Raw genomic sequence first — 20,533 nt, forward strand, 5'->3', positions numbered from 1 at the left:
AACAGTCTATGCTAAGCTAGACGCTCTTTTTTTTGCTAAAATTCGTGCTATTAAGACAAAAAGCAACAACAGAAAGGAAATCAATGGTACTTATCCTTTTCATTATGAAAAAATAGAGTAAACAGCTAAAATAACTCTTGATTTTAATAATTTAATTAATTAAGTTGTTTCGAAAACCACAAAATTAACAAAAGTATAAATAATTAAACCTTAGTTTACGGAGTATAAAATATTAGTTAACATTTTTGTTAATTAAGATATAAAAATATATTGTTAAATTTATATAAAAGTTATTGACAGCGTTTTCAGCTTATTGTATAAATAACATGTAAGGTATTTTCTTATAAAAAGGAGGCTCTGATCAAAGTTTAATAGAGCAATTAATTTATCGATTACGTTTTTATATAGTTAATATCAAATACATAAGCAGAAAGAGAAAGGCAATATAGTGATGTGCTAAGAATGATGATTCTCAAGCATTCTCCTTAAAACAGCACAAAACATTTACTGTGCCTTATCGGTACTGTTTGAAAAGTTGCACGTTTATTGCTATATGAACAAATCGATAAAATGCGGCATAAAACTTGTTTTGGTTATAGGGAGAATACAATATATATTTTTCCTGCTGTTTTCTTATCTGTTGCACCAAATGGTTAAGAGGGAGTGGGTTGACGAAAGTGTCAGGATAATCCACTGGATCTTCTGGATTTAAATTTTTACTAAGAGTATATACATGGCAGTACAAAAAATAATTGGGGGAGTACTGATTATGAAGAAACTGAATTTAATGCTGGCTATTTTGTTGGTTGCAAGTATGTTTCTAGGTGCATGTTCAAGCAAAAGCAGCGGAAATAGTGATGAAAAAGAAATTACTTTTATGTTTAGAGGCGGCGAAGATGAAAAAGCGGCTTATACTGCAGCCATCAAAAAATTTGAAGAGCAGCATGAAGGTGTTAAAGTAAAAATCATCAATACAGATGCTGACCAATACTCTACTAAACTATCTGCAGCTGTATCTGGCGGCAATGTGCCTGATGTGTTCTATCTTGATTCAGGAAGCATTGCAAACTATGTAGATAATGGAATTATCAGAGACATTACCGAGGATGTAGAAAAAGCAGATTTCGATTTGAACAGCTTATGGCAGTTTGGAGTAGACATTTACCGCTATGATGGAGATACAGCAGGTAAAGGAGCACTTTACGGATTACCGAAGGATGTTGGACCTTTTGCTTTAGGATATAACAAAGATATGTTCGAAAAAGCAGGCATTCCAATTCCAGACAAAGATAAAGCGTATACATGGGATGAATTCCTGAAAGTCAGCCAGGAATTGACACAAGATACAGATGGTGACGGAGAAGTAGATCAATGGGCGAGCGGATTTAACGCAACATGGTCATTACAGTCATTTGCATACAGCAATGGCGCTTCTTTCCTAAATGAAGCAGGAGATAAAGTAACAGTGGATACTCCTGAATTTGCAAAATCTCTGCAATTCTTCTCAGATTTGTCAAACAAATATAATACAACGCCAAATTCATCTCAAGCAGAAACATTGGATACTTACCAAAGATGGATGAATGGCGAGCTAGCTTTCTTCCCAGTAGGTCCTTGGGATATGAGCACATACGCTAAGCTTGACTTTGAATATGACTTAATGCCATGGCCGTCAGGTGATGCTGGCAAGTCTGTTGCTTATGTTGGTTCATTAGGACTTGTAGTTTCTGAGATGACTCAATATCCGGAATTGGCTACAGAGTTAGCTATCTACTTATCAGCTGATGAAGAAGCACAGCAAACATTGCTTGATGCACAAGTTCAAATTCCAAACCTTGTCGATATGGCGGAAGAATGGGCTGCTGATACAGAGTCAGTTCCAAACAACAAACAAGAGTTCCTTGATATTGTCCAAGATTATGGTGTGCCTTATCCAACATTTGCGACATACAATTCCCAATGGTTAGATGAGTTCTGGACAAATATTACACCAGTTGTTCAAGGCAAAAAGACGGCAGAAGAATACTTGAAAGAAATTCAGCCGAAAATGCAAAAGCTTCTAGATGAAGCAAACGAACAAGCGAAAATGTCAAAATAATAGATTAATAGGCATCTGTGGCAAGTCGCAGATGCCTATTGCTAAAAGGGGTGAAAAGCATGTCTGGCATTAATCCGGTTGTCGGTACTAAAGATGTAAAGCCGACAAAACCAAAAAAGCAAAAATCCAGCGCACTATATAAGCAGGAACATCGAGTTGCCTTTTTATTCGTACTCGCTCCTGTTATAGGTTTCCTATTATTCTCTGTATATCCGTTTGCCTACTCCATATACGCTTCTTTTACCGATTGGAATGGGTTAAACCGCATGAATTTCGTCGGCTTAGATAACTTTGTTAAACTGTTCCAAGATCCGTACTTTTACCAAACGCTCTATAATACGGTCTTTTATATGATTGGTATTCCAATTGGCCTTGGTTTGGCATTGCTGTTGGCTATTGCGCTAAACAGGGGCTTGCGCGGCACTACATTTTTCAGAACGGTTTACTACATACCAGTTATATCTTCCCTTGCAGCCATTTCCATCATGTGGGCATGGGCATATAATGGGGATTTCGGTTTAGTTAACCAAGTGTTGGAGATTTTCGGAATTCAAGGGCCGAACTGGCTTGAGAATAAGTCAACAGTTAAGCCGGCCATTATTTTAATGGCAGTATGGAAAGGTCTAGGATATTCTATGCTGTTGTATTTGGCTGCTATTCAAAGTGTTTCTAAGTCATTTTATGAAGCAGCAGACTTGGATGGAGCTAACTCATTCCAGAAGTTCTTGAACATAACCTGGCCGATGGTTAAGCCAGTTACATTCTTCTTAGTTATCACAAACATTATCGGCGGTTTCCAAATCTTCACGGAAATCAATATTATGACACCGACTGGCGGCCCTGAATACAGTGCTGCATCCATCGTTTGGTATGTATGGCAAAAAGCCTTTAAGTATTATCAAATGGGTTACGGTTCTGCCATGTCATTGATCTTGTTTATCTTCATTTTCATCGTGACAGTCATTCAATTCTACTTAAATAGAAAATCAGATTATAGCTTGGACTAGGAGGTGTGTTAGTGAATGAAAAAGCAAAAGAGAATTACAGACATAATCGTTTATGTAATCCTGTCGCTTGGTTCAATCTTGATGATTGGTCCTCTGCTTTGGATGATTTCTACTTCGTTAAAGGATAAAACAGGTGTATTTGCCTTACCGCCGCAATGGATACCAGATCCTTTCCAGTTTGATGCCTACACGAAGCTGTTTCAGCTGGACACTTTAGGATATGGGATAAAAAATACCATTATTGTTTCATTGTCTGTAACAATAGTTGGAACCATTACATCAAGTATGGCTGCGTTTGCCTTTGCAAAGCTGAGAATGCCATTTAAGGATTGGATATTTCTAATTTTGTTGGCATCTATCATGATTCCATATCCAATTATCATGATTCCACAGTTCGTTATGTTCTCAAAAATCGGTTGGGTTGATACACTCCTTCCGCTTATCGTGCCAGGATTGTTCGGTAATATCACGATGATTTTCTTCCTGCGGCAATATTTGGCCAATGTGCCATACTCGCTTATTGAAGCCGCGAAGGTGGATGGAGCCGGATACTTGCAAATATTCTTTAAGTTGATATTCCCGGTCATTCGCCCTGCGGTCGCAGCACAGTTTATTCTTTGGTTTATGGGTGTTTGGAATGACTATTTGGCGCCATTAATTTATTTGAACAGCCCAGAGAAGCAGACATTACAGGTTGTTATCGCGAATTTAAAAGCAACCTATGCGATACAGACAGATTATCCGTTAATCATGGCTGGCTCCGTTGTTTCCTTGCTGCCTGTGCTGATTGTATTCCTGATATTCCAAAAGCAAATTATCGAGTCAGTTGCTTTATCTGGTGTAAAAGGATAAAGGTTAAGGGGGCTTATTAGTTGAAGGAGAATACAAAAAGATGGTTGGAGACTATTCAATCCTATCAATGGGGTACACTTGGGGCACATGACCCTACAATCGTAAAGGAAGATGGCATTTACTATATGTTTGCAACAGACACCTTCTTTGAGGAAAAGCCTACACAAGGGGTGCCGATTAGGAAATCTAATGATCTTGTCCACTGGGAGTTTGCAGGTACTGCATTGGCAGGAATTCCGACAGAGGCGAATGCTTGGTCGAATGCCCGCGGCCTGTGGGCGCCGGAGGTTATTCGTTATAAAGACAAATATTATATGTATTATTCTGCTTCAACATTTGGCAGCACAGTGTCATGCATTGGTCTTGCAACTGCTGAGCATCTTTTGGGGCCATGGAGCGATCAAGGAATTGTTATTAAAACAAATCCAGACTTAGCCAAACATAATGCGATTGACGCTAATATTGTTGTGGATAAGGATAGAAGGTACTGGATGTGTTATGGCTCTTTCTTTGGCGGCATTTATATGACCGAGCTTAATATGGAGACAGGACGTCTAAAAAATGAACAAGATTATGGCACGCTGCTCGCAAAGCGTCCTAAATCTGTTGATACAGCAATTGAAGGTGCTTTCATCTATTATCATGAAGAATTGGATTATTATTACTTGTTTACTTCCTATGATAGTTTGAATGACAGCTATAATGTGAGGGTGGCAAGGTCAAGGGAAATAACAGGACCTTATTTAGATATAAATGGGAACAGTATGTTAGAAACAGAAACCCGGCCGGACTCTATTGGTGTAAAGCTTGTTGGCAGCTATCAATTCAAGGAGGATATCAGCTGGATTGGTCCTGGCCATAACTCTATTTTTACAGAGGGCAAGAAGGATTACATGGTTCACCATGTACGGATTGAAGAACGTTCTCCGTATCACTTTGCTTTCATTCGGGAGATATTTTGGCTGAACAATGGCTGGCCTGTTGTTTCTTCTGAGCATTATGAAAAAATGGATGCGCATTCGTTGTCAGATAAAGATTTGCTTGGAAAATGGGAGATTATCGCTTTTGATGATACAACTACGATTAAGGAAAGCGAGTTTTTTAACATAAACGAAAGCAACCTGGCAGAGTTCGAGCCATTGGGAGAACAGCAATATCTTCATAAAAAAAGTGGTACTATATTCATTGTTTTTACATGCAAAAACTGGAAAGAAGATAAAGAAGGAATTGGGTTCTCCGGATTAACTCCAAACGGAAACACAATTTTTGGAAAGAGGGTTTAGTATATGGCGTGGTCAAATAAAATCATGATTTATCTGGATAAAGCGGTAAATATCATTTACTTGAATCTGCTTTGGGTTGCTGGCGTGTTGCTTGGACTTGGCTTTTTTGGGGTGTTTCCTGCCACATATGCCTTATTTCATCTGCAAAAAGATGAGGCATATAAAGCGGATTATCCGTCCTATCTGCAAATTGCCAAAAGCTTTTTCACTGCATATAAGAAAGGCTTTATGAAAATGAATGGCTTAGCCCTCATTTATGGAGCGATTCTTTATGTGCTGTGGATTGATATGCAGCTTGTCAAACAAATGGCTATTGGATTGGCAGTGCTCTATTATCCGCTTCTCTTTATCATGATTTATGTTTTGGCTGCCATCGTTTATACATTCCCTGTTGCCATACATACGGAAGGGACATTTAAGCAAAAAGCGAAATTGGTGCTGGCTTTGCCGCTGCTTATGCCATTCCAAAGTATTTTCAGTCTGCTGTTTTTCTTAGTACTGCTGGCAGCAGCTTATAAATTCAGCATTATTCTCCCACTATGCTTCGTTAGCATCTATATCATCTGCATTGAAAGGTTCATATCAGGTGAATTAGTGAAAAAAGGAGCTATTAAAGGAGAAATAATCAAAGAGAACATTTAAAGGGAGATAATGACGATGATTGAGACAACATCTAAATATAATAATCCAATAGTTTTACAGCGTGCAGATCCTTGGGTTTATAAGCATACAGACGGTTATTATTATTTCACAGGCTCTGTTCCTGGTTATCAAGAAATTGAAGTGAGAAGAGCAAAAAGTTTGAATGATCTTGAAAACAGTGAGAAGGCGACTGTTTGGAGAGCACATGAAGAAGGGCCGCAAAGTCAGTTAATCTGGGCACCAGAGATTCACTTCGTGCAAGGCAAATGGTATGTTTATTTTGCGGCAGCACCAAGCAGCCATCCGAAAAACCATATTTTCCAGCATCGCATGTTTGCAATTGAATGTGGTGATGAAAATCCTCTTACAGGTAAATGGGAGGAAAAAGGGCAAGTGAAAACACAACAGGAAAGCTTCTGTCTTGACGCTACCGTGTTTGAACATAATGAAAAACTGTACTATGTTTGGGCACAGAAGGAGCCTGCTATCCCTGGAAACTCTAATCTGTATATTTCTGAAATGGAGAACCCATGGACATTAAAAGGCAAACAGCTTTTGCTGACAATCCCTGAATTTGGCTGGGAAAAAATCGGTTTTCTAGTGAATGAAGGTCCAGCAGTAATAATCCGCAACAATAAAATTTTTATCACTTATTCTGCAAGTGCAACAGATGGAAACTATTGCATGGGTATGCTTTGGGCAGATGCAGATGCAGACCTTTTAGATGGCTACTCGTGGACTAAATCGAAAGAACCTGTTTTCAAAAGTGCGCCAGAAAACGGTCAATTTGGTCCAGGCCATAACAGCTTTACTGTAAGTGAAGACGGTCAAGAAGATATCCTCATTTATCATGCCCGTCCATATACAGAAATGGATGGAGATCCGCTCGATAATCCAGATCGTCATGCCAGAGCACAAGTGTTTACTTGGGATGAGAACGGTTTCCCTGTATTCGGAAAACCGATAGCTAATAATAACTAAAGGTAAGCAAAAAGACAACTAGAAGACCTAGTTGTCTTTTGCCTAGTATCTTGTGTAAATCGATTACAAGAAATTGCATAAAAATAGTACCAGCTCCACCTGCGCTAGGTACCGATGATGACCACGAATGTCATCCAACCTAAAAACAGTATAAATGAAAACGTTTACAATGTCAAACGAAATAACCATATGTCAATGGAAAAATAATCAATGGATAAAAAAGCCATAATCTTTGTCCAAATGCCCATAACGGTTATATACTTATATATAATTCTTTAGAAAGAAGGTGCACATACTTTGGAATATGTTAAATTAGGCAATACTGGCATGGATGTATCTCGACTTTGTCTCGGCTGTATGAGCTTTGGAGTCCCAGAAAGAGGCAGTCACACTTGGGTATTAGATGAGGAGGGGAGCCGTCCGATTATTCAGAAGGCCCTCGAGCTTGGCATTAACTTCTTCGATACAGCAAATGTGTATTCAGATGGAACAAGTGAAGAAATTGTGGGAAGAGCATTAAAAGATTTTGCAAACCGTGATGAAGTTGTCCTTGCTACGAAGGTTCATGGCCGAATGCACCAAGGTCCTAACGGTGCAGGACTCTCCCGCAAGGCAATTATGAGTGAAATCGACAATAGTCTAAGAAGGCTAGGAACAGATTATGTGGACCTTTATCAAATACACCGTTGGGATTATGACACTCCTATTGAGGAAACGATGGAAGCCCTTCATGATGTTGTTAAGGCAGGAAAGGCACGTTATATCGGTGCATCCTCCATGTATGCTTGGCAATTCTTAAAGGCACAGCATGTTGCCGAAAAAAACGGCTGGACAAAATTCATCACCATGCAAAATCATCTTAACCTATTGTACAGGGAAGAAGAACGGGAGATGCTTCCGTTATGCAAAGAAGAAAAAATCGGCGTCATACCGTGGAGTCCTTTAGCAAGAGGCAAATTAACTCGCAACTGGGAAGAGACAACAGCCCGTTCTGAAACGGATGAGTTTGGCAAGTCACTTTATGCTCAAACAGCGGCTGCTGACAAAATAGTTGTTGAACGGGTAGCACAGATTGCAGAAATACATGGAGTATCACGTGCCCAAATCGCACTTGCTTGGGTATTGCAAAAAGAGACAGTCGCATCTCCAATTATTGGATCAACGAAAATGTCTCATTTAGAGGATGCAGTTGCAGCGCTCGCAGTAACATTATCACAGGAAGAAATTGCCCAGCTTGAAGAACCATATATTCCTCATCCTGTATTAGGATTTAAATAAAATATGAAAGAAACCATTCTTGTTGATGGTTTCTTTTTTTAGTGTAAGGGAAATGAAATACTGATAATAAGAACATACTAACACTACCTATACGAGAAAAGCTTACTTAGCAAAAGGTTTAACTTACTAGATAAAGGGTATAAGGCTAAGGTTGATTTTCTTTTCAAAAGGCATAAAGGGAAAAGTTGGGAGTAATTTATTTTTATGAAAAAAGTTTCAATAGTATTTTATATTTCGACAGCATTATTGCTGCTGCTTGTTCTCGTTGGGATTGCAGCACCATCTCTGCTTGAGAATTTAACAAACTCGGTACAAAGCTTTATTACAACTAGTTTTGGCTGGTATTATTTAATTGTTGTATCGTTTTTCCTAGTTGTCTGCCTCTATTTATTAGTTAGTCCAGCAGGACGCATCAAGCTTGGAAAACAGGATGATAAGCCTGAGTTTTCGAGAATATCTTGGCTTGCCATGCTGTTTAGTGCAGGCATGGGGATTGGACTAGTGTTTTATGGGACAGCAGAACCGATAAGCCATTATGCGATAAGTTCACCAACTGGAGAGATAGGGACAGATCAAGGCATGAAGGACGCAATGAGATATACCTTTTTCCATTGGGGCATTCATGCATGGGCGATTTACGGGCTTGTTGCCCTTTGTTTAGCATACTTTACTTTTCGCAAAGGGAATGTTTCATTAATTAGTGCCACTATAAAGCCTATTATTGGTAAAAGGTCAGACGGGATTGCAGGTAAAGCTGTTGACACGATTGCTGTTATTGCCACCGTACTCGGAGTTGCTACAACACTTGGTTTTGGAGCGGTTCAAATCAATGGAGGACTTTCCTTTGTATATGGTGTACCTTCAAGTATAATGACACAATTCATTATTATATGTATTGTAACAGCCTTGTTTATTTATTCAGCATTGAGCGGTCTTGGAAAAGGAATCAAAATCTTAAGCAATGCCAATATGATTTTAGCTGGTATTTTGTTTTTGCTGTTATTTCTCGTTGGGCCAACCTTGTTTACATTAAATCTATTTACAGATACTTTAGGATCATATCTACAAAATCTCGTGAATATGAGCTTCCGTATTGCTCCTTTGAACCAGGAGAATAGAACATGGATTAACAGTTGGACGATTTTTTATTGGGCGTGGTGGATTGCATGGTCGCCATTTGTTGGTGTCTTTATCGCAAGAATCTCGAAAGGAAGAACAATCAGAGAGTTTGTTGCATATGTATTGTTCATTCCAGCAGTAATTGGTTTTCTTTGGTTCTCGGTATTCGGAGGGACTGCGATGCTGTTGGAGCATGATACACCTGGATTAATTTCTGGGCTGGCAACAGAAGAATCATTATTTGGTGTGTTAGAGAATTATCCATTAAGCAGAACCCTTTCTATCTTGGCGATTGTATTAATTGCTGTGTTTTTCATCACATCTGCTGATTCTGGAACCTTTGTTCTTGCGATGATGACTACTAATGGCTCTCTTAACCCGAGTAATCGTCTAAAGGTAATTTGGGGAGTTTTATTAGCAGCAATGGCACTTGTGCTCCTTTATTCTGGTGGCCTGCAAGCATTGCAAAATACGATGATAATAGCAGCATTGCCGTTCTCGATTATAATAGCGTTAATGGCAATAAGTTTATTGAAGTCAGTCAATCAGGAAGTTAAGGAGTTCAGGCTCGCTAATTTAAAAAGTAAAAGCAATCCTAAAGGATAGGATTGCTTTTTTTTCATAAAAAGTTGTGCTTCTTGTTCAGACAAGCTACACTTTAGAAAGATTATGAAAAGCAAGGAGATACTATGAACAATTATAAAATGATCATTCAATATGATGGCGGCAGGTACAGAGGATGGCAGCGCCTCGGCAACGGAGACAGCTCCATCCAAGGGAAAATCGAAAACGTTCTGACTGAGATGGCTGGTGAAGAGGTGCAAATAATTGGCTGCAGCAGAACAGATGCTGGCGTCCATGCAATGGAGCAAATTGCGAATTTTAAAATAAAAACTTCGATGAGTGAGTTACAAATAAAGGCGTATTTAAACAAATATTTGCCGAACGATATAAGTGTTCTTCATCTAGAAACAGTTCCTGACCGTTTTCATGCCCGCTATAATGCGAAGGATAAAACATATTTATATAAAATTTGGAACGAGGAGCATACGAACCCTTTCATGCGCAAATACAGCATGCATGTCGACCAAAAGCTCGATATCTCGAATATGAAAGAAGCGGCCAGCCATTTTTTGGGAAGTCATGATTTCACTGCTTATTCTAATGCGAAAAGCAAAAAAAAATCAATGGTCCGCGAAATATACGCTATATCGATAGAAAAAGAAAACGGGTTTCTCCATATAAGAGTAAGAGGCGATGGCTTTTTATACAATATGGTAAGGAAAATCGTCGGCACATTAATTGAGGTCGGTTTAAATACAATAAAGCCTGATCAAATTCCTGCTATCATTGAATCAAAAGAAAGAGTCCAAACAGGCCTAATGGCAGAAGCAGCCGGCTTATATTTAGAAAAAGTTGAATTTTAATGTTCGAAAGGAAGCTATGATTATTAGCTTCCTTTTTTTGCCTTGATAAGCATAATGATTGCTTTTTACGTAGGATTGGAGTAAGGTTATGTTCGTTAATTATACCAATTGGTATAAAAAGTGAACTTATTTTATCTTATTTATATAGATTTTTATTTTATTAGGTGATTAGGGGGGAAACAAACAATGGGGATTGTAGTTGTGGAAATATGTGATGGCAGCTTAATCACTGCTGTCCCGCTTGAGGAAATCCTCGAATCAGAATATCCAGAAGTAGCAGTGATTGAGAATACCTGTCTTTCTTTCTGTGGCATGTGTGCAAAGAGACCTTACGCTATCGTTAACGGTAAAAGAATTTTTGCGAAAACTGCTGAAGAATGCGTAGCATTAATTAAAAACCAGATTGAAGCAGAGTTAGCATTATATGCTTAACATCAGAAGTACTGGCATATAGTGAAAAAGGGGTGGGAGAAATGGAAAAAGAGTTAGTAGATCAACAAAAAGAGGTTTTTCAAAGGGATGTTAAGGAACATTGGTATGTTCAATATGAGGAAGCAGAATTCCCAGCCATTCAGAAAGGGTGGGTGCTGCCTGTAGAAAGATGGAAGGATTTTGACCCATTTATTTTAATGGCAGAGGATTGGTTTAAAAGGGGAACATTCTCAGACCATCCCCATCGCGGCTTCCAAACCATCACATATGTTGTAGACGGAAGATTAGAGCATATTGATAATGGCGGAGGACGAGATATTCTTGAACCTGGGGATGTGCAATATATGAATGCTGGCTGGGCGGCTAGACATGCAGAAGAAGGGGTGGGCGATGATATTGCTCATACATTGCAGTTATGGCTGAATCTGCCGAAGAATCTAAAGCACAGTGAGACATTTTATCAAAATGTATATAGTGAGGATGCGCCTACTGTTGATTTCAATGGCGGAAAAATAAAGGTGTTTTCAGGAGATATCGCAGGCGTTCAAGGTCCCCTACATTCTCTTGTTCCTATTACATTGTCAGAAATAACTTTAGAAGAGGGAGCAAGCTATGTTCATCACATGCCAGAAAACCATAATGCTTTTTTATATGTGTTGTCAGGTGATATGGATTTTGGTATTAATCGTGTGAATTTACAAAAGCATGGTACAGCTACATTGACTTATGCAGAACATGGAACAGCAGACAAGCACAAGCTGAGTGAACTTACCGTTAAAGCAAATCAACGAAGATCAAAGGTGCTTATTTATTCAGGAGCACCAATAAACGAAGAAATTGTACCATACGGTCCATTTGTTATGAATACGATGGAGGAGATAAAACAGGCCTTCCGCGATTTCCATCACGGGGAGTTCGGACCGCCGGCTAAATGAGCGAAAGGAGCATAGCTAGTGCTATGCTCCTTTATATTTACTAAAAAAGGAGACAACCTCCGTATGTCACAGAGGTTGTCTTTTTTAAAACTTAACAAGAAATCTGCAGTGGCTGTCGCCATCTGTTCTGCAGCAAGACCTGCTGATATTTTCTGTATTGAGGACATCTTTAAACATTTCTGTTTCACATTTGCAGGCAATTTTAAATTCCTTCGCAACCTCAAGAATAGGGCAATTATATTCAATCAGCTCATATGTGTTTTCCTCGAGCTGGTTTAACTCTGCCATATAGCCTTTTTCATTTTGGATTTTTGTGATTTCCTTCATCTTTTGAAGTGAATCCTTACTGTCCATTCTGACAGCATATTCGTGAATAAGCCGAGCCTCTCTTTTCTCAAATAAGCGCTGAACGGAGCCATCGCCATACAGCTCCTCGATATCCCGCAAAAAACCAATGCTGATTCCTTCATAATTTTTCGGGAAATGCATTTCAGCCTTTTCTGTTAGAGAGTATAATTGCATCGGTCTTCCCATGGATTGCTTGAATTCCTTCGTTTGAATCATACCATCCTTTTCCATGATAGTAAGATGCTTGCGAACAGCCATATGGGTAATTTCAAGGCGCTTAGTTAAGTCACTAACAGTGAGTGAGCCTTCTTTTTTTAGAAGATGAAGTATTTTGTCTTTCGTATTTTTTTGTTTTGTGTCCATCTATATAACCTCCATTAACCAGTTGGAGTAATCCTTCCTTGTGAACGACAAGCAAAGCAGCCGATTTTATTAATTATACCATAAAGTATAAAATGTTAACATTTTTATGATTAACAGCATAGAATGGGCAGATAAGGTGAAAAAAGTGGAAAAAATCAATTGCAATTTTGTGGTTGATAGGTTATTCTTTAACTATACTTTTTATACTAATAAGTATAAATACTACATATTTAGGGGGATTACAAAATGTCAAAATATGAACTGCCAGCATTAAACTATGATTTTTCTGCATTAGAGCCTCAAATCGACAAAAGTACAATGGAGATCCATCACGGCAAGCATCACCAAACATATGTGAATAACTTAAATGCTGCTTTAGAAGGAAAAGCTGATTTACAAGAAAAATCTCTAGAAGAATTGTTAAGTAATTTAGATTCAGTGCCAGAGGAAATTAGAACTGCTGTAAGAAATAACGGAGGCGGCCATCTTAACCATACTTTGTTCTGGGAAGTAATCGCACCAGCAAAAGAAGGAAATGCGCCTTTAGGGGAATTGGCTGAAGCAATTACAGAAGCGTTTGGAAGCTTCGATGAGTTCAAAAAAGCGTTCGCTCAAAGTGCGACTACTCGCTTTGGTTCAGGCTGGGCATGGCTTGTTGTTAATGAAGAAGGAAAGCTTGCAGTTACTAGCACTCCAAACCAAGATAACCCAATTATGGAAGGCAACAATGCAATCCTAGGCTTGGATGTTTGGGAGCATGCTTACTACTTGAACTATCAAAACAGAAGACCTGATTATATTTCCAGCTTCTTTGAAATTATTAATTGGGATGCTGTTGCAGAAAAATACGCAAGCTTTAAAAAATAAGCTTGAATTGTGAGATGTCCTTTTTAGTGAGGGCATCTTTTTTCAAAAATAAAAGGGAGGCAATCAAGATGAAGCTTGTCGGTATCTCCGGTTCTCTTGTCGGAACCAAAACAGCAAAAGCAGTCTATGAAGTGCTAGCAGCAGCAAAATCTGCTGACCCAAGCATAGAAACAGAGCTGATAGACCTTAAGGAATTTGAGGTTGAATTTGTAAAGGGAACTCCGCTTAGCTATTACAAGGACGACACGATAAAAGTAGTGAAGACTGTATTGTCTGCAGATGCTTTAGTTATTGGCAGCCCTATTTATCAGGCATCTATACCAGGTGCTTTAAAGAATCTGTTTGATCATTTGCCTGTTGATGCTTTTAAAGGAAAGGTAACAGGTATTGTTATGACTGGCGGTACGGATAAGCATTTCTTAGTGGCAGAACATCAGCTAAAACCCATTCTCAGCTACTTAAAGGGACTTATCCCGACAACGAATGTGTTTGTTCATAATGATGATTTCAATCAGGATAATGAATTGGCTAGTAGCGAAGTGTCAGCTAGAATAAAGAGCTTAGCGAGTGAGCTGATTGCACTGCAAAAAGGCTATGCCGGGAAATAAAAAAGAGATGTAGGGGGAATACTCCCAAACATCTCTTTTTTTGAACTTATTTAAAAAGCACGCTGACAGGCTTTTGCTCGTAAACCCGAGAAATAGCGTCGCTTAATAACGGAGCGATTGTCAGCTGTGTGATTTTGCTGATTTTTTTCTCTTCTGACAGCGGAATGCTGTTTGTAACAATCAATTCTTTCAGATGTGACTCTGTAATGTTTTCGATTGCCCGCTCTGACAGCACAGGATGTGTGCAGCATGCGTAGACTTCCTTTGCACCATTATCAAGGAGTGCTTTTGTAGCGGTTGTGATTCTGTATGCTGTGTCGATAATGTCATCGACGATAATCGCTGTTTTTCCTTCAATGTTTCCAACGATATTAACTTCACGAGATTCTCCAAAATCCCTAGGGCCCCGTTTATCAATGATAGCAATTGGAGCTTTCAGGCGGTCTGCCAATTCCCGTGCTCTAGTCGTGCTTCCATGATCTGGTGCAACAACAACGACATCATTAGCAAACTCTTTTGTTAGTAAGTATTGCGCCAATATCGGCATTGCGACAAGCTGGTCAACTGGAATATTAAAGAAGCCTTGTGTTTGCGGTGCATGGAGGTCCATTGTAATGACGCGGTCAGCTCCCGATTTCTGGATGAGGTTTGCAATCAGCTTCGCAGTGATTGGTTCCCTCGGCTGAGCTTTTCTGTCTTGGCGTGCATACGCATAATATGGCATAACAACATTGATGCATTTGACAGAAGCCCGTTTAAGGGCGTCAATCATAATAAGCAGCTCCATAATACTTTGGTTTACAGGGTCGCTTGTCGGTTGAATAACAAATACATCACAGCCGCGCACGCTTTCTTCTATATTGATTTGAATTTCTCCATCACTGAATTTTTTAACAGAACATTTTCCAAGCTCTGTTCCCAAATTTTCGACAATTTCTTGTGCTAGCTCTGGATTGGCGTTTAAGGAGAATACTTTTAACTTAGATCCTTTATATGTATTTGGCAACTCGGTTTCCTCCTATAACAGTTCATTATTAGTAGTATGTGCAGCGTTTTCAAAAAAACTGCCTCTATAAAGTATTGTAGGGTACTGGATGTGTCAATGCAACCAGTTATGTGAATATTTCCTCCTAATAGTCTTCTTTGACTAAAACTGTCAGCATCAACTAAGATAATAGGAGGTTATGGCGTATTTTGGCAAGGGATGTGTATAAATTGAAAATTTTATTAGTGGAAGATGATAGAACAATCGCAGTTGGCCTTGAATACAGTTTAAATCAAGACAATTACGAAACAATTGTTTGTCATACTGCAGAAACGGCCAAACAAACAATGCAAGATGGTCTGGACCAAATAGATTTATGTATCTTTGATTTGTCATTGCCAGATGGCAGCGGCTATGAACTATGTGAATTCGTAAAACAGCGCTGTGACAAGCCTGTTATTTTTTTAACAGCATTAGATGATGAAGTGAATGTAGTTATGGGACTGGATATGGGAGCAGATGATTACATAACAAAGCCTTTTCGCGTTCGTGAATTACTTTCTAGAATTAAATCGGTGTTACGCAGATATAACAAGCATGCACAAACAAGGCCTGTTATTGATATTAATCCTATTTCTATTAATACATTGGAAGGCAAGGTATACAAAAGTGGGGAAGAAGTATTAGTGACTGCGTTAGAATACCGGTTACTCCTAATATTGGCTAATCATGCCGGCCAAGTGCTGACAAGATCTCAGCTGCTTGAAAGGATTTGGGATGTAGCCGGGGACTTTGTCAATGACAACACATTGACGGTCTATATTAAAAGACTGAGAGAAAAGCTAGAGGATGATCCACAAAAGCCGGAACTTATTAAAACAGTTCGAGGCTTAGGATACAAGGTTGGTGATTAAATGCTTCGCAACCGAGAATTGCTTATTAACTTACTGATCCTTTCTGCCATAGCTCTGATGTCTACTATATTTTTCTATTTGTTTATTTCTCGAGCTGCCGCGATTTATGTATTTGCAGTTAGTCTGCTTTTCATAAGTGTCCAGGCTGTGTTTACCTATTGGCGCTACCGGGAAATCGCCCGTCTAAGTAGCTATTTGCGTAGAATAACGAATGGAGACTACCAGTTTGACATAAGAGATAATCATGAAGGAGAGCTGAGCATTTTAAAAAGTGAGATATATAAAGTCACATTAATGCTCTCCCAGCAAGGCTCTTCCTTAAAAAAAGATAAGTCAACATTGACAGATGCCATTTCGGATATTTCCCATCAATTAAAGACACCATTAACCTCGATGATGGTTATGGCAGATTTATTAAGCAGTAAAAACTTAGACGAGGAAAAACGAAATGAGTTTACAAGAAATATTCGTATTCAGCTTGAGCGGATTGACTGGCTCGTATCCTCTTTATTGAAGCTGTCCAAAATAGACGCCGGTTCTATTTCCTTTAAGCAAGAAAAGGTATCTGTTGTACAAATGCTTGAGAAAGCTGCTGAAGCTGTTCTGATTCCTATGGATATTAATCAGCAGACATTAAAGCTTTCAGGCAAAAAGGATGTGAGCTTTCAGGGAGATTTAAATTGGACGGCAGAAGCACTTCTAAATATCTTGAAAAACGGGGTTGAACATACGGCAGAAGGCGGGGAAATTGCTATTTCCTTTATGGAGAATGCTCTGTTTACTGAAATATCCATATATGATAATGGGAAGGGCATACCAAAAAAGGATCTTCCCTACATATTTAAGCGTTTTTATAGAGGAGCTAATGCCGGCGAAGATAGTGTTGGGATTGGTCTTGCCATGTCATACAGTATCATTTCCGCGCAAAACGGAGATATAGAGGTATCAAGTAAAGAAGGCAAGGGCACAACATTTACTATTAAATTTTATAAGCAATCCACAAAAAGCGTTAAGTGACTAAATTGTCACTTTCCTAGTCACCGCTATGTCATTTTAGGCAGATAAACTAGCAATAAATCAACATATGAAAGGGGTACTGAATATGGAAATCTTAAAAATAGAAAATCTGTCTAAAGTGTACGGAAAAGGAGATACGGAGGTGAAGGCGCTTGATGATGTGTCTTTTACTGTAAAAAAGGGAGAATTCGTTGTAATAATTGGCCCATCTGGTTCAGGTAAATCAACATTGCTTCATCTCCTTGGCGGCGTAGACAGACCAACAAGCGGAAGAGTATTAGTTGATGGAACCGATATATATGGATTAAACGAAACGAACTTGGCGATTTTCAGAAGAAGGCAAATTGGTCTTATCTATCAATTCTATAATCTGATTCCGATTTTGACTGTTGAAGAAAACATTACATTGCCCTTATTGCTGGATGAGCATCAAGTGGACGACAATAAATTGGAGGATATCATCCGGGTTCTTGGCCTTAAGGACCGCCTCAAGCACCTGCCAAACCAGTTATCAGGAGGTCAGCAGCAGCGTGTTTCCATCGGTCGTGCTCTTATCAGTAATCCAGCTATTGTACTGGCAGATGAGCCTACAGGAAATCTGGACAGCACAAACAGCAAGGAAATAATGGAATTATTGAAGATGTTCAATAAAACGTTTAATCAAACCTTGATTGTCATTACTCACGATGAAAGGATTGCCTTGCAGGCAGACAGAGTCATTGCGATTGAAGATGGAAAGGTCGCCAAGGATGAGGTGATTCGTCCGTGAATATTATTCAAAAGCTTACAATAAGACATTTAAAGGAGAATAAGCGGCGTACGATTGTTACTCTTATTGGTGTCATTATTTCCACGGCAATGATAATGGCGGTCGCAACACTTGGTGTTTCCTTTCTCGACTTGATTATCCGCCAGTCCATTTCTCAGGACGGGGAATGGCATTTGAAATATGAGGATGTTAATCAGACCCAAATAACGGAAATAGAAAAGGATGACACTACGAACAAGCTTTTCCTTTCAAAGGATTTAGGATACTCGGAAATAAAAAACCCCGCAAACGCATACAAGCCATATATTTTTTATAAGGCATTTAATGAAGCCGGTTTTAAAGCTTTTCATATAAAACTTAGTGAAGGGCGCCTTCCTGAAAATCCTAATGAAATTATCCTTTCAAAGAGTATGACAGATAAGGCGGAATTATCCTATAAAATTGGAGACAAACTTACAGCAGACATTGGCCAAAGAGCTGAAATCGGGAATGAGCAAGGCGCCAAGGAGTTGACACAGCAGTTTAGCATTCTTATGGATGAGCAGGGAAAGCGGACGGAAGGTGTAATAAATACTACTGAAAAGTCCTTTACGGTTGTTGGCATCATGGAAGACCCGACCTGGGCGTATACATGGGAGCCAGGCTATACTGCGATAAGTTATATCGATTTTACTTCACTTGCCAAAAATGATAAAGCAAATGCAGTTATCGTTTTAAATAAAGTAACAAGCTCTCTTTTCGATGATGCAGAGGCACTTGCGAAAAGGTTAAATATAGACAAAATCACCTATAATGAAGAATTGCTGCGCTACTATGGTATAACAGATAATGACAGCTTACGAACAACATTTTTTGGTACAGCTGCCGTCATCATTGCTGTTATTATTATTGGTTCTGTTGCATTAATCTATAATGCATTCGCAATCAGCGTGTCAGAGCGGGCAAGGCACTTAGGGATGCTTTCAAGTGTGGGAGCAACAAAAAAACAAAAAAGAAATGCTGTGTTTTTTGAAGGTGCAGTGATAGGAGCAATCAGTATCCCAATTGGGATTCTGGCGGGAATTGCTGGTATAGGTGCAACATTCCTATTCCTAAATTCGTTCATTGAAGGGGCTTTAAACGTTACAGTGAAATTGAAGCTGGTCGTTACACCTTATTCTATATTAGCAGCTGTAGCACTGTCTGCGTTTACTATTTTTATATCAGTCTATTTGCCTGCTCGCAGGGCCTCTAAGATTTCTGCTATTGATGCGATTCGCCAAACACAGGATGTGAAGCTAACAGGTAAAGCAGTGAAAACATCCAGGCTCATTAGAAGGTTGTTTGGAATAGAAGGAGAAATAGGCCTGAAGAATTTAAAGCGGCATAAACGCAGATATCATGCCACTGTCTTTTCATTAATAATCAGTATTGTACTGTTTTTGTCTGTGTCGTTTTTTACATCAAATATAAAAAAATCAGTTCAGATGTCACAGGAAAATGTTAATTTTGACATTCAAGTATTTAGTTCGCTACAAAAGGAACCGAGTGATTATCTGCCCTTAACGAAGCTTGCGTATGTCACAGACAGTACAATTACAAGAGAGCTGTATGCTTTAAGCACGAGGATTGATGAATCCAAAATTGCAGCTGAACTGAAGGAAATGGTAAAAGAGGACAAGAGTCTTCTTACAGACGGAAAGTTAGCTTATGCCGTCCATCTTGTCAGTCTTGATGATAAAAGCTTCCAAAGTTATGCAAAGGAAGCTGGTGTTTCCTTAGAAAAGCTTCAAGCAGAAGATTCCTATACGGGAATTCTAGTAAATCAAATTACTTATCAAAACCCTGATACTGGAAAGTTTGTAGAAACGAAAACGGTTCATGCAAAAGAAGGAGAAAATCTGGAGTTGTACTATAACGACGGGGAGGAAGAATCAAAAGTTAGTGAGGTACAGATTGCTGGTATGACGAATAAGCTCCCCCGTGGTATTCATACAACAGGAGTAGGCGGCATTGATATTATCGTCTCAGACAAGACGTTAACCGATCTCTCAAAGAACGAGCAGATGAAGGATTTTATCGAGACATCACTTTATTTGAACAGCTCTGATCCACTTGCAACACAGAAAGAACTAGAGGACATTATACAAGCAGATATGTATGTTTATAATGTTTTCCAAAACAAGGAGAAGAACGAACAGTTGCTGTTGTTTATATCTGTTTTCACGTACGGTTTTATCATCCTCATCTCGCTTATTTCAGTAGCGAATATCTTTAATACTATCAGCACAAGCATAAATTTAAGAAAACGGGAATTTGCCATGCTTCGGTCTGTCGGAATGACACCGAAAGGCTTTAACAAAATGCTGCAATATGAAAGCATGTTTTATGGGATGAAAGCATTGCTTTACGGTCTGCCAATCAGTATTGGTGTTATGGTGCTTTTATATATGTCTATCAGACAGACATTCGAGTACGGCTTTGCTTTGCCATGGTTGAGTATTCTCTATTCAATTGTTGCTATTTTTGTCATTGTAGCTTCTGCCATGATGTACTCTACTAGTAAGGTTAAAAAGGAAAACATCATTGATGGATTAAAGCAAGAAAATATCTAAAAAAGCGCCGGATT

General features: G+C 39.0%; 19 protein-coding genes. 17 read left to right on the forward strand and 2 right to left on the reverse strand.

All coding sequences use genetic code 11. From position 1 onward, the window contains the following. Positions 1–769 precede the first annotated feature (769 nt). The 11 genes from L8T27_RS05400 to L8T27_RS05450 all read left to right on the forward strand — a co-directional run bounded on the left by L8T27_RS05400 (position 770) and on the right by L8T27_RS05450 (position 12,054). A complete protein-coding gene (locus tag L8T27_RS05400; protein ID WP_233317115.1) occupies positions 770–2,098 on the forward strand; it encodes an ABC transporter substrate-binding protein in 1,329 nt (442 codons plus the stop codon). Between the two features lie 59 nt (positions 2,099–2,157). Beyond that, a complete protein-coding gene (locus tag L8T27_RS05405; RefSeq protein WP_233317114.1) occupies positions 2,158–3,105 on the forward strand; it encodes a carbohydrate ABC transporter permease in 948 nt (315 codons plus the stop codon). 15 nt (positions 3,106–3,120) lie between these two features. Next, on the forward strand, positions 3,121–3,957 hold the full coding sequence (locus L8T27_RS05410; protein ID WP_127735451.1) for a carbohydrate ABC transporter permease: 837 nt from the start codon (positions 3,121–3,123) through the stop codon (positions 3,955–3,957). A 20-nt stretch (positions 3,958–3,977) separates the two neighbouring features. Then, complete coding sequence (locus L8T27_RS05415; RefSeq protein WP_237941058.1) at positions 3,978–5,240, forward strand: arabinan endo-1,5-alpha-L-arabinosidase; 1,263 nt, start codon at positions 3,978–3,980, stop codon at positions 5,238–5,240. 3 nt (positions 5,241–5,243) lie between these two features. After that, entirely contained in the window at positions 5,244–5,882 is a 639-nt protein-coding gene (locus L8T27_RS05420; RefSeq protein ID WP_233317112.1) for a YesL family protein, read from the forward strand. Between the two features lie 9 nt (positions 5,883–5,891). Further along, positions 5,892–6,863, forward strand: coding sequence for a glycoside hydrolase family 43 protein (locus tag L8T27_RS05425; protein ID WP_396953773.1), 972 nt, complete (start codon positions 5,892–5,894; stop codon positions 6,861–6,863). Positions 6,864–7,160: 297 nt separating this feature from the next. Continuing rightward, on the forward strand, positions 7,161–8,141 hold the full coding sequence (locus L8T27_RS05430; protein WP_233317110.1) for an aldo/keto reductase: 981 nt from the start codon (positions 7,161–7,163) through the stop codon (positions 8,139–8,141). Between the two features lie 204 nt (positions 8,142–8,345). Next, a complete protein-coding gene (locus tag L8T27_RS05435; protein ID WP_237941060.1) occupies positions 8,346–9,866 on the forward strand; it encodes a glycine betaine uptake BCCT transporter in 1,521 nt (506 codons plus the stop codon). Between the two features lie 83 nt (positions 9,867–9,949). Next, the gene (gene truA / locus L8T27_RS05440; RefSeq protein WP_233317108.1) at positions 9,950–10,687 is read left to right on the forward strand and encodes a tRNA pseudouridine(38-40) synthase TruA; all 738 of its coding nucleotides are present in this window, start codon (positions 9,950–9,952) and stop codon (positions 10,685–10,687) included. A gap of 186 nt (positions 10,688–10,873) precedes the next feature. Beyond that, a complete protein-coding gene (locus L8T27_RS05445) occupies positions 10,874–11,119 on the forward strand; it encodes a YuzB family protein (RefSeq protein ID WP_233317107.1) in 246 nt (81 codons plus the stop codon). 41 nt (positions 11,120–11,160) lie between these two features. Next, complete coding sequence (locus L8T27_RS05450; protein ID WP_237941062.1) at positions 11,161–12,054, forward strand: pirin family protein; 894 nt, start codon at positions 11,161–11,163, stop codon at positions 12,052–12,054. 84 nt (positions 12,055–12,138) lie between these two features. Here the strand turns inward: L8T27_RS05450 and L8T27_RS05455 are convergent, their stop codons facing one another. Further along, positions 12,139–12,765, reverse strand: coding sequence for a helix-turn-helix transcriptional regulator (locus L8T27_RS05455; RefSeq protein WP_237941064.1), 627 nt, complete (start codon positions 12,763–12,765; stop codon positions 12,139–12,141). 246 nt (positions 12,766–13,011) lie between these two features. Between L8T27_RS05455 and L8T27_RS05460 the strand changes: the two genes are divergently transcribed. Both L8T27_RS05460 and L8T27_RS05465 read left to right on the forward strand, forming a co-directional pair. Continuing rightward, positions 13,012–13,632 carry a superoxide dismutase gene (locus L8T27_RS05460; RefSeq protein ID WP_233317104.1) on the forward strand — a complete coding sequence of 207 codons (621 nt, stop codon included), beginning with the start codon at positions 13,012–13,014 and terminating at the stop codon, positions 13,630–13,632. A 68-nt stretch (positions 13,633–13,700) separates the two neighbouring features. Then, on the forward strand, positions 13,701–14,240 hold the full coding sequence (locus tag L8T27_RS05465) for an NADPH-dependent FMN reductase (protein ID WP_237941066.1): 540 nt from the start codon (positions 13,701–13,703) through the stop codon (positions 14,238–14,240). A 46-nt stretch (positions 14,241–14,286) separates the two neighbouring features. On the opposite strand, the gene L8T27_RS05470 is transcribed toward L8T27_RS05465, so the two are convergent. Further along, a complete protein-coding gene (locus L8T27_RS05470) occupies positions 14,287–15,246 on the reverse strand; it encodes a ribose-phosphate diphosphokinase (RefSeq protein WP_233317102.1) in 960 nt (319 codons plus the stop codon). A gap of 209 nt (positions 15,247–15,455) precedes the next feature. Here L8T27_RS05470 and L8T27_RS05475 point away from each other — a divergent pair, with 209 nt between their 5' ends. From L8T27_RS05475 to L8T27_RS05490, 4 genes are all read left to right on the forward strand, one after another. Further along, positions 15,456–16,139: a response regulator transcription factor gene (locus L8T27_RS05475; protein ID WP_237941068.1), complete on the forward strand. Its 684-nt coding sequence runs from the start codon at positions 15,456–15,458 to the stop codon at positions 16,137–16,139. Next, entirely contained in the window at positions 16,140–17,156 is a 1,017-nt protein-coding gene (locus tag L8T27_RS05480) for a sensor histidine kinase (RefSeq protein ID WP_237941070.1), read from the forward strand. Between the two features lie 85 nt (positions 17,157–17,241). Next, entirely contained in the window at positions 17,242–17,925 is a 684-nt protein-coding gene (locus L8T27_RS05485) for an ABC transporter ATP-binding protein (protein ID WP_233317099.1), read from the forward strand. Beyond that, on the forward strand, positions 17,922–20,519 hold the full coding sequence (locus tag L8T27_RS05490) for an ABC transporter permease (RefSeq protein ID WP_237941072.1): 2,598 nt from the start codon (positions 17,922–17,924) through the stop codon (positions 20,517–20,519). The genes L8T27_RS05485 and L8T27_RS05490 overlap by 4 nt, the downstream gene beginning before the upstream one ends. Positions 20,520–20,533: the final 14 nt, after the last annotated feature.

It is taken from the genome of Niallia sp. Man26 (assembly GCF_022049065.2).
Taxonomy (GTDB): Bacteria; Bacillota; Bacilli; order Bacillales; family Cytobacillaceae; genus Niallia.

Bases quoted from the DNA above. Each gene is read 5' to 3' on its own strand.
- L8T27_RS05400 (WP_233317115.1), top strand. From the start codon at position 770: ATGAAGAAACTGAATTTAATGCTGGCTATTTTGTTGGTTGCAAGTATG.
- L8T27_RS05405 (WP_233317114.1), top strand. From the start codon at position 2,158: ATGTCTGGCATTAATCCGGTTGTCGGTACTAAAGATGTAAAGCCGACA.
- L8T27_RS05410 (WP_127735451.1), top strand. From the start codon at position 3,121: ATGAAAAAGCAAAAGAGAATTACAGACATAATCGTTTATGTAATCCTG.
- L8T27_RS05420 (WP_233317112.1), top strand. From the start codon at position 5,244: ATGGCGTGGTCAAATAAAATCATGATTTATCTGGATAAAGCGGTAAAT.
- L8T27_RS05425 (WP_396953773.1), top strand. From the start codon at position 5,892: ATGACGATGATTGAGACAACATCTAAATATAATAATCCAATAGTTTTA.
- L8T27_RS05435 (WP_237941060.1), top strand. From the start codon at position 8,346: ATGAAAAAAGTTTCAATAGTATTTTATATTTCGACAGCATTATTGCTG.
- truA (WP_233317108.1), top strand. From the start codon at position 9,950: ATGAACAATTATAAAATGATCATTCAATATGATGGCGGCAGGTACAGA.
- L8T27_RS05445 (WP_233317107.1), top strand. From the start codon at position 10,874: ATGGGGATTGTAGTTGTGGAAATATGTGATGGCAGCTTAATCACTGCT.
- L8T27_RS05450 (WP_237941062.1), top strand. From the start codon at position 11,161: ATGGAAAAAGAGTTAGTAGATCAACAAAAAGAGGTTTTTCAAAGGGAT.
- L8T27_RS05455 (WP_237941064.1), bottom strand. From the start codon at position 12,765: ATGGACACAAAACAAAAAAATACGAAAGACAAAATACTTCATCTTCTA.
- L8T27_RS05460 (WP_233317104.1), top strand. From the start codon at position 13,012: ATGTCAAAATATGAACTGCCAGCATTAAACTATGATTTTTCTGCATTA.
- L8T27_RS05465 (WP_237941066.1), top strand. From the start codon at position 13,701: ATGAAGCTTGTCGGTATCTCCGGTTCTCTTGTCGGAACCAAAACAGCA.
- L8T27_RS05480 (WP_237941070.1), top strand. From the start codon at position 16,140: ATGCTTCGCAACCGAGAATTGCTTATTAACTTACTGATCCTTTCTGCC.
- L8T27_RS05485 (WP_233317099.1), top strand. From the start codon at position 17,242: ATGGAAATCTTAAAAATAGAAAATCTGTCTAAAGTGTACGGAAAAGGA.